Origin of the sequence: Enterococcus sp. MSG3299 (assembly GCF_050555765.1) — a bacterium.
Classification (GTDB): Bacteria; Bacillota; Bacilli; order Lactobacillales; family Enterococcaceae; genus Enterococcus; species Enterococcus faecalis.
In genome coordinates this window covers 1832843-1846418 of sequence record NZ_CP187869.1, presented here as the reverse complement: position 1 = coordinate 1846418, position 13576 = coordinate 1832843, and the positions used below count along the sequence as shown (strand labels likewise).

11 protein-coding genes are annotated in these 13576 nt (G+C 34.7%); 10 read left to right on the top strand and 1 reads right to left on the bottom strand.

Annotated elements, in window-relative coordinates; translation table 11 throughout:
* Positions 1-24: 24 nt before the first annotated feature.
* The 6 genes from IGL23_RS08990 (at position 25) to IGL23_RS08965 (ending at position 7532) form a co-directional block, all read left to right on the top strand.
* Positions 25-1191 carry a nucleotide sugar dehydrogenase gene (locus IGL23_RS08990; protein ID WP_010709683.1) on the top strand — a complete coding sequence of 389 codons (1167 nt, stop codon included), beginning with the start codon at positions 25-27 and terminating at the stop codon, positions 1189-1191.
* Positions 1192-1194: 3 nt separating this feature from the next.
* The gene (locus IGL23_RS08985; RefSeq protein ID WP_010709682.1) at positions 1195-2607 is read left to right on the top strand and encodes an oligosaccharide flippase family protein; all 1413 of its coding nucleotides are present in this window, start codon (positions 1195-1197) and stop codon (positions 2605-2607) included.
* A gap of 93 nt (positions 2608-2700) precedes the next feature.
* Positions 2701-4023, top strand: a complete 1323-nt coding sequence (locus IGL23_RS08980) for an O-antigen polymerase (RefSeq protein ID WP_164981171.1) — start codon at positions 2701-2703, stop codon at positions 4021-4023.
* Positions 4024-4134: 111 nt separating this feature from the next.
* Positions 4135-4587: a hypothetical protein gene (locus IGL23_RS08975; RefSeq protein WP_010709680.1), complete on the top strand. Its 453-nt coding sequence runs from the start codon at positions 4135-4137 to the stop codon at positions 4585-4587.
* A 543-nt stretch (positions 4588-5130) separates the two neighbouring features.
* Positions 5131-6462, top strand: a complete 1332-nt coding sequence (locus IGL23_RS08970) for an IS1182 family transposase (protein ID WP_010709679.1) — start codon at positions 5131-5133, stop codon at positions 6460-6462.
* A gap of 236 nt (positions 6463-6698) precedes the next feature.
* Positions 6699-7532 carry a hypothetical protein gene (locus tag IGL23_RS08965; RefSeq protein WP_010709678.1) on the top strand — a complete coding sequence of 278 codons (834 nt, stop codon included), beginning with the start codon at positions 6699-6701 and terminating at the stop codon, positions 7530-7532.
* A 40-nt stretch (positions 7533-7572) separates the two neighbouring features.
* Here IGL23_RS08965 and IGL23_RS08960 read toward each other — a convergent pair whose 3' ends face one another.
* Entirely contained in the window at positions 7573-8634 is a 1062-nt protein-coding gene (locus IGL23_RS08960; RefSeq protein ID WP_002356832.1) for a LacI family DNA-binding transcriptional regulator, read from the bottom strand.
* A gap of 175 nt (positions 8635-8809) precedes the next feature.
* Here IGL23_RS08960 and IGL23_RS08955 point away from each other — a divergent pair, with 175 nt between their 5' ends.
* Genes IGL23_RS08955 through IGL23_RS08940 form a run of 4 tightly spaced genes read left to right on the top strand, consistent with a single transcriptional unit; the run spans position 8810 to position 13461 of the window.
* The gene (locus IGL23_RS08955; RefSeq protein ID WP_002356835.1) at positions 8810-9196 is read left to right on the top strand and encodes a hypothetical protein; all 387 of its coding nucleotides are present in this window, start codon (positions 8810-8812) and stop codon (positions 9194-9196) included.
* Positions 9177-10976 carry a DUF2264 domain-containing protein gene (locus tag IGL23_RS08950; protein ID WP_010709677.1) on the top strand — a complete coding sequence of 600 codons (1800 nt, stop codon included), beginning with the start codon at positions 9177-9179 and terminating at the stop codon, positions 10974-10976. Before IGL23_RS08955 ends, IGL23_RS08950 begins: the two co-directional genes overlap by 20 nt.
* A 15-nt stretch (positions 10977-10991) precedes the next feature.
* Positions 10992-12134, top strand: coding sequence for a glycoside hydrolase family 88 protein (locus IGL23_RS08945; protein ID WP_002356837.1), 1143 nt, complete (start codon positions 10992-10994; stop codon positions 12132-12134).
* 49 nt (positions 12135-12183) lie between these two features.
* On the top strand, positions 12184-13461 hold the full coding sequence (locus IGL23_RS08940) for an ABC transporter substrate-binding protein (RefSeq protein WP_002356838.1): 1278 nt from the start codon (positions 12184-12186) through the stop codon (positions 13459-13461).
* Positions 13462-13576 lie beyond the last annotated feature (115 nt).

The window sequence follows — 13576 nt, the reverse complement described above, 5'->3', positions numbered from 1 at the left end:
ACGTTATGGAGAGTATACTTAATTATGAATATTTCAGTATTCGGCCTCGGCTACGTCGGTTTAGCGAACGCTTTGCTGCTTAGCCAGCATGAAAATGTTAAAGCATATGATATTGTCGAAGAAAAAATCGATATGCTACAAAATAAGAAGTCACCTCTAGAAGATAAAGAAATCCATGAATTTCTTGAACGAGATGATTTGAATGTAGCATTCACTAAAGATTTTGAAGAGGCAGTTTTATTTGGAGATTACTTGATTGTCGCGACACCAACGGATTACGATGAAAAGAAAAATTACTTTAATACTGCTACAGTTGAAGATGTTATTGAAAAAGCATTAGCTATTCGTCCTGATGCGACATTCATTATAAAATCTACTGTACCAGTGGGGTATACGGCAGACGTAAAAGAAAAATTTAAAACAGAAAATATCATTTTCTCTCCAGAATTTCTGCGTGAAGGAAGAGCTCTATATGATAATCTCCATCCTTCTAGAATCGTAGTAGGGGAATGTTCTGATCGCGGACAAGAAATTGCGGATATGTTTAAGCGAAATGCCTTAGATCAAGAGGTATCAGTTTTATTGACTCATGCTACTGAAGCAGAAGCAATCAAATTGTTTTCAAATACCTATCTTGCGTTACGTGTGGCCTACTTCAATGAGTTGGATACTTACGCTGAATCTCGAGGTTTAAATACAAAACAAATTATTGAAGGAGTAGGTTTAGATCCACGAATTGGTTCGCATTATAATAATCCTTCTTTTGGTTACGGGGGATATTGTTTACCTAAAGACACGAAGCAGCTAAGAGCCAATTATGAGGAAGTTCCAAGCAACATCATAGGCGCTATTGTGGAAGCAAATACAACAAGAAAAGATTTCATTGCAGAACAAATTTTAGCTAAAAAGCCGGAAACAGTCGGTATTTATCGTTTAACAATGAAAGCAAATTCTGATAACTTTCGATATTCCTCTATTCAAGGGATCATGAAAAGAATCAAGGCAAAAGGGATTGAAGTGGTGGTTTATGAGCCAACACTGGATGCCGAAGAGTTCTTTCATTCACGAGTAATCAAAGATTTTGAAGAATTCAAAAAAATGGCAGATGTGATTGTTTCGAACCGTATGGAAAGTCATCTGGCTGATGTTCAAGAAAAAGTTTATACGAGAGATATTTTTAGACGGGATTAAAATATGAAAAATATAGCAAAAAATTTTTTTTACCAGAGTTTATTCCAAGTCGCTAAAATAATTATTCCTATCATTACAATACCAATAGTATCAAATGCTCTTGGACCAGCAGGGCTGGGAATTTATAATTACACGTTTTCGATTGCTCAGTATTTTGTTTTGGTCGCTGGCTTGGGTGTGACAATATACGGAAATAGGGAAATAGCTCTAGCTTATAATAGAAATAAACAGGAGCTGTCAAAAGTATTTTGGGAGATTTTTGTTTTTAAAGCCCTCATTACAATCGGTGTTATCGTGGTATATTTCATTGTGGCTTTATTTCTAGACAATAGGATATATTTATTTATCCAATCTTTAACAATATTAACAGTATTTTTTGATGTTTCATGGTTTTTTATGGGGATCGAAGATTTTAAAAAGGTAAGTATGTCAAGTTTGTTTGTCCAATTAATTACTTTCGTTTTGATCATTTTGTTTATTAAAAATGAAGGGGACACAATCAAATATACAATGATACAAGCGACAGGCATCCTTCTTTCCCAAGTAGGGGTGTGGCTGTTTATCCCTAAATATATTCATTTTACAAAGATACACATAAAAAATAGCTTGAATCATTTGAAAGGTTCGTTTGAATATTTTATTCCTCAAATCGCAATCATGCTGTATACTAATTTAAACAAAACACTCTTAGGATTTACTTTGGGAAGTGTGGCTGTGGGTTATTTTATTAATTCACTGCAGTTAAATACAGTATTTATTACCGTCATCACAACCTTAGATTTAGTTCTTTTGCCACACATGACAGGAATTTTTGCTAAACGGAATACTGATAAGATTGTAAGAACGATGGAGAAAACAATTCATTTGCAGTTGTTCTTTTCTATTCCTATTATGTTTGGTATGCTGACTATTTATGACAAACTCGTACCTTGGTTTTTTGGAGAAAAGTTTCTGTATATAAATAATGTTATTCCTTTTTTTACAATACTTATAGTAATTATCCCATTAGGTATTTCTATATCTAGGCAATATTTGATGCCGATTGGACAAATAAAAGAATATAATAAATCAGTGATGATTGGTGCAGGTATTAATATTGTATTTAATCTGATTTTGCTGCCAACTATTGGGTTTTTCGGTGTAGTATTTTCAAATATTTTAGCCGAATGTTTTGTTACTTTTGTAAGAACAAAATCTTTCTTAGAGAGTACAGATTTTAAATTTGAATATCATAAAATTGGAATCTTTTTACTAGGAGGAATGTTGATGTGTACAGTCACACGTTATTTAACAAGTAATTTATCAAGTAGTATTTTTACTAATATTATACAGTTTGCTATTGCATTGCCTATCTATTTAACAATTACTACTCTATTTAAGGTAAATCCATTACTTGATTTATTAAATAAAAAATAGTTTTTACAAGTATGTTTATAAATTAGAACTTTGTTAAGGAGGTTATTATATTTTATGCTATTTTTTATAACAGTTTTACTGTTGTTAATATTAATGATTCCGTTAGTAAAATGGACAAAAGCAGGTAAAGATTTATTTAATCCAGTAACGATTTCATTTTTTTTTCTAATTATCACGTCTGTGCCTTATCTGTTTTCTATTGCAAATGATGTCTACATCATCCAACCACAAGTATTACGAGAAATTGGCATAGAAAATATTCCTAAAGAAATAATATATTTTGTCGTAATTTTATTGATAGGTGCGTTTTCTTTATATTTTGGTATGAAAGTACCTATGATTAAAAAATTTTCAAACTTACCTGGCCTTCCTAAATCAGAAAACAGAAAAAGATATATTGTGGGAACTTTGCTGTCTTTTTTTGTTGGTATGTTAGGCTATCTAATTTTTTTGAGAGGCGTAGGCGGATTTAGTGTTTTAACATCAAACCTTAATATTAGAACTCAAATGACAGCTGGCAATGGATATCTTTTGTCGCTGACAACAACTTCATTAACGATTTCTGTTGTTTGTTATATATATACGTTCAAATATAAGAAATCATTTATTAAATATTTCTTTTTATTGTTATTAATTTTATTTGTAGCTTTTCTCTTAACATCTTTAGGAGGAAGAAAACAAACGCTTCAATTAGTTACGTTTAGTTTGATCTCTTGGCATTATGGAGTTAAAAGGGTAAAAAAAATACCTAAAAAGATATGGCTGTTAGTTCCTCTTTTAGTAATTTATATTGTTGGAATACCTATTTTAAGAAGTCCTGATGGAATAGAAACACTTCTAAATAATCCTAAATATTTAGCGAGCGAAGTGAAGGATAACATTGGAAAATCTACAAAAGAGATAAGTTACATTGACACCTACTTGTTTATAACTAATCATTTTGATGTTAGTAACATATGGCTAGGCAGCAGTTTTAAAGATTTGTTATCTGCTCCCATCCCTAGTTCTATTATGCCCGAGAAGCCGCCTGTAGATGAAGGGGTCTATATAAGGACACTTGCAGAAGGGAATAGGAATATCAAACCATCAATGCCATTTAAAGAATTGTTTCCATCATCGTGGCCTCCAGAAACAATTGGTACTATGTACATGAACTTTTGGATTCCAGGTGTAATAATAGGGATGTTTCTTTTAGGGAAAATATATAAACTTGCTTATCTCTATATGAAAAAATGCGATTTTAACGCACATTCGGTAATGATTTATTGTTATATTTTATTAAATTTTCATTTAAGTAATTTAAGGATAACTCAAACTATTACGAGTATCCTTGTTATCTCAGCTTTCTTTTTTATGATTTTAGGATTTAGTATAAAAAAGAACGAAAAAGAAAAGAGGTATATAGTCAATATATAAATTAAACCCTTATGGCTAGTTAATTTTAAAATCAAAAGGGCAGATTATACTTATAGTGCAAAGGTTGATAAAAACCTCTGCACTATATTTTTTTAGTTTGAGGAGAGATGTATGAAAGTCTTTAAGTGGTTCGTAGAAACAATCGTATACAAAGAGGATACTTCGTTAGAAATGTTTGGTTTTGAAGTAGAAACATTGAATGATTCGAAACAAACAGTATTTGAAATTGTAAAGTATCGAACAAACGAGTTGTTAAAACAAAAAGGACAAAAAGCGAAGCGAACAACGATTTGTTGGATAGAGCTAAAAAGTGTTCAACATATGAGTAAATATCAGCGATTTGTTCGATTATACGAAACTAAAAGACCTCGTAAAGCAATTATGAATATCTTGAAAATTCCTTTTTGGAAACTACGACAATTCGAGGAATATTATAACGAAAATACGAAGCCATTGACGAAAAAAGGATATTTAGAATTAAAAACTTTTTTGAGTGATGAAGAAATTCGTAGACACCATAAAATACCTGAATGTGAGTTTCAGCAGTTTTTAAAAGGAATGTAAAAAAAATAATCTTGTGTACTATATAACTGGATATAATAGGCGCATTTCATGCGTACAGGGTTGAGCAATACTACTGATTTCAATAACCAAACTTTTAGGTAGTATACCCTTTATCAAAGCTCATAACCCACTTGCGATGGCGGGATAACCAAGCTGTTTACAAGATGCAGTGTAACCGTGGGGGTAAGAGGCGGGCTGATAATTGTTTATTTATAAAGAAATGTAGATTATTTGCATGATGGTTCTGTAATAATGGTTCGATTCCATTAAATGTAGTTGGCTATTATGTGTTTGAGATTTAGTCTTTTGGCTATCTACAACCCATTTAATCCTTTCTTATGATTTTGCATGGAAAAGTAAAACTTTTTTTGCTCTTAAACTTTTAAGCTGAAAGGAAGAATTTTTGAACACATGATAGTAAAAAAAATGTCTATAATTAATAGACAGCCAGACTGTAGACAAAGTCCCCAAAAAGGGGATGACGTCTACAGTTTTTTCTTTTATACTTAATGTATGAAAACGTTTTAAAGGAGCGTGGAAAAAATGATGTCAAAACATCCAATGAATGGAAGAGATCAATACATGATGATTTCCTTGGAAGATCTTGTGCCAAAAGATCACTTGATTCGAAAAGTAGATAAAGCAATCGATTTTACCTTCATTTATCCAATTGTTGAATCAACTTATTCGACCTTAGGTCGACCAAGTATTGATCCTGTGGTTTTAGTAAAAATCGTCTTCATTCAATATCTCTTTGGTATCCGTTCCATGCGTCAAACGATAAAAGAAATAGACACTAATGTCGCTTATCGTTGGTTTTTAGGCTACGATTTCAATGAAACCATTCCGCATTTCTCTACCTTTGGAAAAAACTATGTTCGCCGCTTTCGAGATACCACACTCTTTGAAGATATCTTTGCCTACATACTGGAACAAGCTGTCAAGGCTCGGATGATTACGGAAGATGTTCTCTATATGGATTCTACTCATATCAAAGCCAATGCAAATAAGCATCATTTTACTAGAGAAATGACGCATATTGAAGCAAAAGCCTATCAATCAGAATTAGAGAAAGAAATTAACGAGGAACGCATCAAGGCAGGAAAGCGACCTTTTATTTTCCCAACAGAAAGTGAGATGAAAGAACGAAAAGTAAGTAAAGTAGACCCGGAGAGTGGATATTATGTAAAAGGAGAACGAGAAAAACAATTTGCTTATTCTGCTCATACTGGTTGTGATGAACACGGATTCATTTTAGACGTCATTGTGACGCCTGGTAACCGTCATGATAGTCAAATTGCTCCTGATTTAGTTGCCTCTATCTGTACTAAATTTCCAGCGATACATGCTGTGGCTGCTGATGCTGGGTATAAAACTGCCACTTTTATAGAATTTCTCCGACGGAGAAATCTTCATCCTGTTCTTCCATATACACGACCTAGAGGTGATCGAACGTTACTAGCCAAAAATCAATTTGTCTATGACGAATACTACGATTGTTACCTGTGCCCTGAAAATCAACCCTTACGTTTTTCTACACTTACTCGAGAGGGATACCGTGAATATAAGTCAAAATCTTACATTTGTCAGAATTGTCCGCAATTGAAACAGTGCACAAGAAGTCAAAATCATCAAAAAGTAGTGACTCGTCATATCTGGCAAGCTGGGGTAGAGAATGCAGAACATCTTCGTCATACTTCCTTCAATCGAGAAACATACCGCAAACGTAAAGAAACCATTGAAAGAGTATTTGCTGATGCAAAAGAGAAGCACGGGATGCGCTGGACAAAATACCGAACTTTGGAAAAAGTCGCAGTGCATACGAGAATAATTTTTGCTGTAATGAATTTAAAGAAATTAGCCCTGTGGGGCTAGAAAAAGGCGAATGCCTTTATTTTTTTACTTTGATTTTGATACTAAGTTAAAAAAATACGCTCAACACTCTATTTTCTGAATGTTGAACGTATTTGTCTACAGTCTGAGACTTTTAAGAAAAGCCTTTTTATTTTTTTGATCTAAATATTTATTCTTTAATCAACTATTATTTTAGTAAAAAATAGATTAATTTACTAAAATAATATATAATAAAGGTAAAATTAGGAGGGAAGCATATGACGTGTATTTCATTATCGATTTTAAATCAAGAACAAGAAATTAGAAAAGCTAAGATAGATGATTCAGATTCTTTGAAAGAGTTAACTATTACAGGAAAAGATTTTGTTTGTTTAGCTGCTCGGGATTGTCAATTACAAGACGGCGATGTGATTCAAGTTTGTTTAGATACGCCCAATACTTATTTAATGGTGAAGTTAGATGCTACGCTTGATAGCAGTTTAATTTATGTTCCAGAACAAAAATGGACGTTTCCAATCAAAAAAAATGAAAACGCTATCGAAGCGCGAGCAGCGTATCGTTTTGAAACCAAGAAACCTTATATAAGTGTGCGTATTGCCACTAAAGAAGAAATTAAGAGTTATCGTAATTGGGCGTTAAATCCGCATGATTTACAACATTTTACTGGTGCGTATCCTCATGCATCTGCCAACGTGGAAACGCGAAATGATGCCACTTTTTTTGCTTGCAATGCGATTGATGGTACCTTCGCTAATCTTTATCATGGGCCGTATCCTTATCAATCATGGGGGATTAATCAGCAGTTAGATGCCGCATTAAAAATTGAATTTGGGCGTGAAGTCTTGTTGGATAAAGTGATCTTAACATTACGAGCGGACTTTCCCCATGATAATTATTGGCAACAAGTGACTTTAAAATTTTCCGACGGTACACATGAAGTTTTTAAAACTGTTAAGACTGAGCAACGCCAGAGCTTTACCTTTGCGAAACGGGCAGTGGAGTGGGTGATACTAACAGAGTTAATTCAAGCAGATGAACCATCACCATTTCCAGCATTAACACAAATTGAATTATTTGGTCAAAACAAATAAAAAATAAGGACGGTTCCTTTATAGGAGCGGTCCTTATTTTTTATTTCTGGCGTGGGCTAGTTGTCGATTGGCGGACAACCAATTCTGTGTTTAACAGGACTCTACGAGGAATGCTAGGCATTTGAATTCGTTTGTGCAATAAATTAATGCCTGTCTCGCCCATTTCTTCAGTAAAGGCATGGACAGAGGATAGCGGCGGTGAGACATATTGAGAAATAGAGATATCATTGATCCCCATGACACTAATTTCTTCAGGAACCTTTATACCGTGTGCGGCTAACGTATGTATCACACCGATTGCAAAGGCGTCATTATAAGCAAGAATCGCAGTAGGTAAATCATTTCCCCATTTTTCTAACGCTTCTTCTGTCAATTGTTCCCCCGTTTTGACATCCAACATGCCATTTTCTTTTAAGATAAAATAATCTTCGTTAAACAAGTGATAATGCTGCATAATGTCAAGATAAGCGTTGGTTGTCGGTGTTTTATAGCGACGGAAACCATACATATTTTCGCTTTCTTCGGCACCAATAAAGGCAATTTTTTCGTGGCCCAATTCTAAAAGATGAGTTAAGGCAATCTCGGTTGCTTGATAAAAATCAGTATTTACAGAATCAAATTCTTCCAATGGGAAATTACTGCCAATTACACAAAGATTGGGATGCAGTTGCTGCAACTCTTGTAACGTCTTTTGAGTGAATTTGCCAATTGCCAAAATGCCATCAATCCCTTGAAGGTTATGTTGTTCCAATTGAGAAACTTTTAGAATATTGTAACCTAACTCTTCGGCCCGTTTTTCAGCGCCTAAACGAATCGACATATAGTAAATATCCGTTAGTTCTTCGTCATCTGAACGCCACTGAACGACGGCAATCGAAGGCTCTTGCGGAGCTGTTTGTACGGAAAGGTTAGGTGTCAGTTGCTCCTGCTGTTTGTTTTTATTTTTAGTTTTATATTTCGTATAATTCAGGGTTTCTGCTGCTTCAAAAATTTTTCGCTTGGTTTCCTCTGTAACGGATAAGTTTGGATCATAGTTCAGAACTCGCGATACAGTTGAAATTGAAACATTCGCGACTTTTGCGATATCTGTGATAGTTGCCATTCTAAATGCCTCCTTCTCAAGTACTATTATAGCATATAGTATATTTCTTTTTAGTAAAAAAAAGCAAGAAAAAGCTTTTTTTACTTTTTTTTAGCAAAAACTATTGATTTTTTGACTAAAAAAATATACTATAAAGTCAAAGAAAGCGCTTTAATTCGATGGAGAAGGTGGTTTAGTGAAAAGATTTTCACTTTTTTTACTAATTTTACTTGCTTTAACAGGTTGTAAATCCGGTGAAAAAGAATTTGATGAAGAATCTCTTCAAAATCTAAAGGAAACGGCACAGTCTTATTCAGAAACAGAATTACAAAATGGTGACGTTCGTTTAAATGAATATATTTCTTTGAAAGGGGAGATTGTTGAGAGCGACAGTCGTTCCAGTTTAATAAAAAAAGGTGATCGTTTTATTTTGAAAAGTGGTTCTAGTAAATATCAAGTTTTTAATGAGCAAAAGAAAAAATTGAAGATTGGTGACGAAGTGACAGTTTACGGAGAATATTACGGCTTTTTGAAAGGGACATTAATTGAAAGTGAGGAGAATCATGATTCAGCCACGAATTAGACAGAATCCTTTTGAAACATACGAAGAAGTTGCAGAAGGATTTGAAGATTTATTAGCGCCACTGGAATTGTTTTTTGATCGAGAATATCAAGGTCATCTGGATTTAGGGACACACGGGACAGTTTATTCTAAAGGAACACGTGACGCGGAGGCATTTTTACGACCATTATGGGGACTAGGTCCTTATGTAACGCAAAATGAAAGTGAGTATTTGAATGACTTTCTAACGGGAATTATCGAAGGAACCGATCCTGAGAGTTCATCTTATTGGGGAAAAACAAAAGATTATGATCAATTGATTGTTGAGATGGGAGCATTAAGTACATTTCTTTTGTTAAACAAAGAAAAAACGTGGGACCAATTAACAAAAGAACAGCAAAACAATTTACACAGTTGGCTGATACAAGCCAATGAAAACATTATTCCGCCAAATAATTGGCATTTCTTTAGAGTGTTGCTGAATTTAGCGATGAAACATTGTGAAATGCCGTATTCAAAAGAACAGATCGCTGTTGATTTGGCTGTTATTGATCGTTTTTATGTCGGTAATGGTTGGTATTATGACGGAGTCGAGACACAAGTTGATTATTATGTTTCTTTCGCTATTCATTATTATAGTTTATTGTATTGTCGTTTTGCCCCGGAAGATACCGCAAGAGTGGCTATTATGAAGGAACGAGCAACTTTGTTCGCGCAAGAGTTTAAATATTGGTTTACTCAGCCAGGAGAAGCGATTCCCTTCGGACGTAGCTTAACGTATCGTTTTGCTCAAGTGTCATTTTTTAGTGCCTTAGTTTTTGCAGATGTTGAAGCATTGCCGTGGGGTGAGATCAAAGGTCTAATCAGCCGACATCTTCATCAATGGATGAACAAAGATATTTTTACAACAGATGGATTATTGTCGGTAGGTTATGATTATCAAAATATGGTCTTTGCCGAAGGCTATAATGGTCCTGGTTCACCTTATTGGGCCTTTAAAACATTCATTTTGTTAGCGGTACCAAAAGATCATCCTTATTGGCAAGCAGAAACACAGCCTATTAGTTTTCCAGAAAAACACTTACCTTCACCAGAAAGTCGGAACTATTATCAAGTAAATGATGCAGGAACACATGGTTTAATGTTTCCAGCGGGACAATTTATTAATTATCAAGCTCATGCGCATGATAAATATAGTAAATTTGTTTATTCTTCCCATTTTGGTTTCAGTACTATAAAGAGTGATTATTGGTATTACGAAGGTGCTTATGATAGTTGCTTGGCTTTAGCTGAAGACGACCATTATTTCCGCACGAAAGGATTAGATGATCAGTACGAAATTCTTGATGATCGTATCATTCATCAATGGCATCCTTGGTCCGATGTAGCAATCAAAACGACAATTGTACCATTAGAAGGCCAACATTTACGGATCCACGAAATTGAGACACAACGTGCATTAGTGGCTTATGAAGGTGGCTTCTCAATCCCGCTCTTCGATGAAAAGGTCACTTGCGTTTCTGATCAAATGGCTGAGGTAAAAAATAAAAAAGGTGTGTCAAAAGTAGAAAATATCAACGGCTTTTCTGAAGCTGCGATTATTCGAACAGAACCGAATACAAATTTACTTTATCCGTTAACGGAGTTGCCATATTTGAAAGCAAACTTGTCGAAAGGGAAACATCTTTTAATTTCATTGGTGACAGGCGTACTACCGAATGAACAAATTGAGCCAGTTAAAGTTAGGTTAAAAGAAAATCAGCTTTTAGTTGAAGAAAAAGTTGTAATTTTGGGGAATTAGGGGGAGAAATACACAATGACAGAAAATGGACAGATTGAGTGGTTGCCGAAGCAAATCAGTTTTGCTTTAAACAAAGTTCGAGGAAATTTAGAGACATTTAAAGAATTAGTTCCACCCGCGGCAAGTTTAAATCAAATTTATTATCCTGAAGAAAATATTGACTGGACGGCCAGCTTTTGGCCAGGAATGTTATTTTTAGCAAAGGAATTAACAAATTCAACAGAGTTCGATGAAGTGATTACCACACAGATGGCTTCTTTTCAACATCGCTTGGATGAACAAATTGAGCTGGAAACACATGATATAGGCTTTTTGTATATTTTAACAGCCATTGCCGATTATCAAGTCAATGGTCATGAGGCCTCAAAAGAAATGGCCTTGCAAGCTGCGGATTTATTAATGAAACGTTATTCACCAAAAGCCAAGATTATTCAAGCTTGGGGGAATTTAGACGATCCAGAGCAACGAGGCAGAATGATTATTGATTGTTTAATGAACTTACCATTATTATACTTTGCAGCAAAAATGACTGGCAAGCAAGAGTATTATGAAGCTGCCTACAATCATGCGAAACAAACACAAAAATATATTGTGCGAGAAAATCACACCACGTTCCATACGTATTATTTTGATACGGAAACAGGCGAAGCCTTGTACGGAAAGACACAGCAAGGATATTCAGATGATTCTTGTTGGGCTCGCGGCCAAGCCTGGGGAATTTACGGCTTTACGTTAAGTTATTTATATACAGGAGATAGTAGTTTTCTGGAAACAGCCAAAAATGTTGCTGATTACTTTATTCAAGAATTACCAGAGGACAAAATCTGTTACTGGGATTTAATTTTCAATGAAGGGAGTGAAGAAGAACGTGATAGCTCATCTGCTGCAATTGCTGCATGTGGCTTACTGGAATTATCTCGTCAGCTTCCATTAAATGATGAAAAACATGGCTATTATGAAAAGGTTGCGCTAGAACTATTACAAGCATTAGCGGAAAAGTATACAACGGTTTTACGACCAGAGTCGAACGGCCTATTGCTTCATGGTGTCTATGATAAAAAAACAAATACAGGAGTCGATGAATGCATGATTTGGGGCGACTACTTTTATTTGGAAGCGTTAACTCGTTTGGCGAAAAGCTGGTATTCTTTTTGGTAATTCATGGAGGAAAACTCCTAAAAAATAATAAATAGCGGAGGTAGTACAAATGAAATTTTGGAAAAAAGGCTTAACAGCGGCAGCGTTGTTAGCGGTGGCGGCAGTAACTTTAACAGCATGTGGTGGTTCAAGTGAAAAGAAAGCAACTGAAAAGAGTGAAGATGGCAAAACAAAATTAACAGTAACTACTTGGAATTATGACACGACCCCAGAATTTGAGAAATTATTCAGAGCTTTTGAAGCGGAAAATCCTGATATCACTATTGAACCGGTGGACATTGCTTCAGATGATTATGACACAAAAGTAACAACGATGCTTTCATCAGGAGATACGACGGATATTTTAACCATGAAAAACTTACTTTCATATTCTAATTACGCGCTACGCAATCAATTGGTGGATTTAACCGATCACGTTAAAGATTTAGATATCGCACCTGCCAAAGCAAGTTACGAGATGTATGAAATCGATGGTAAAACCTATGCTCAGCCTTACCGTACAGATTTCTGGGTATTGTATTACAATAAAAAAATGTTTGATGAAGCCGGAATTGCCTATCCCGATAACTTAACTTGGGACGAATATGAAGCGTTAGCGAAAAAATTATCTAAACCAGAAGAACAAGTATATGGTGCCTATCAACATACTTGGCGCTCAACCGTTCAAGCGATTGCTGCTGCTCAAAATAATGCCAATTTGATTGAACCGAAATACAATTATATGGAAACTTATTATGATCGCGCATTGAGAATGCAAAAAGATCAATCACAAATGGATTTTGGAACAGCAAAATCAACAAAAGTAACGTATCAATCACAATTTGAAAATTCAAAAGCGGCGATGATGTACATGGGTAGCTGGTACATGGGGACTTTATTAACCAACATTGATGATGGCAAAACAAATGTCGAATGGGGGATTGCCGAAATACCACAACAAGAAAAAGGTAAAGCAACTACCTTTGGCTCACCGACAAGTTTTGCAATTAATAAAAACAGTAAAAAACAAAAAGCTGCTCAAAAATTCTTAGACTTTGCTTCAGGTAAAGAAGGTGCAAAACTTTTAGCAGAAGTAGGAGTGGTTCCTTCTTATAAAACAGATGAAATTGATAAAATCTACTTTGCAAGAAAAGGAATGCCTTCAGATGAAGTCTCACAAAAAGCCTTTAACCCAGATACAATTAATTTAGAATTCCCATCTGATAAAAACGGTGCCGCAATTGATAAAGTATTACAAGAAGAACATGATTTAATTATGGTCGGCGACGAAAAACCAAAAGATGGTATTGCTAACATGGAAAAACGTGTCAAAGCAGAGATAGACTAATTATTATTTCCAGCAAAAACACAAAAGATTGATGAAAAAAATAAGCTGAAATGAGTAACCTACAATGAATTTCAGCTTATTTTTTTAAATAAAGAATGTAGCTTGAGTTTGGAAG

Excerpts from the sequence above, each read along its gene's own strand:
- IGL23_RS08990 (WP_010709683.1), top strand. The coding sequence starts at position 25 with ATGAATATTTCAGTATTCGGCCTCGGCTACGTCGGTTTAGCGAACGCT.
- IGL23_RS08945 (WP_002356837.1), top strand. The coding sequence starts at position 10,992 with ATGACAGAAAATGGACAGATTGAGTGGTTGCCGAAGCAAATCAGTTTT.
- IGL23_RS08970 (WP_010709679.1), top strand. The coding sequence starts at position 5,131 with ATGATGTCAAAACATCCAATGAATGGAAGAGATCAATACATGATGATT.
- IGL23_RS08960 (WP_002356832.1), bottom strand. The coding sequence starts at position 8,634 with ATGGCAACTATCACAGATATCGCAAAAGTCGCGAATGTTTCAATTTCA.
- IGL23_RS08980 (WP_164981171.1), top strand. The coding sequence starts at position 2,701 with ATGATTCCGTTAGTAAAATGGACAAAAGCAGGTAAAGATTTATTTAAT.
- IGL23_RS08940 (WP_002356838.1), top strand. The coding sequence starts at position 12,184 with ATGAAATTTTGGAAAAAAGGCTTAACAGCGGCAGCGTTGTTAGCGGTG.
- IGL23_RS08985 (WP_010709682.1), top strand. The coding sequence starts at position 1,195 with ATGAAAAATATAGCAAAAAATTTTTTTTACCAGAGTTTATTCCAAGTC.
- IGL23_RS08975 (WP_010709680.1), top strand. The coding sequence starts at position 4,135 with ATGAAAGTCTTTAAGTGGTTCGTAGAAACAATCGTATACAAAGAGGAT.
- IGL23_RS08965 (WP_010709678.1), top strand. The coding sequence starts at position 6,699 with ATGACGTGTATTTCATTATCGATTTTAAATCAAGAACAAGAAATTAGA.
- IGL23_RS08950 (WP_010709677.1), top strand. The coding sequence starts at position 9,177 with ATGATTCAGCCACGAATTAGACAGAATCCTTTTGAAACATACGAAGAA.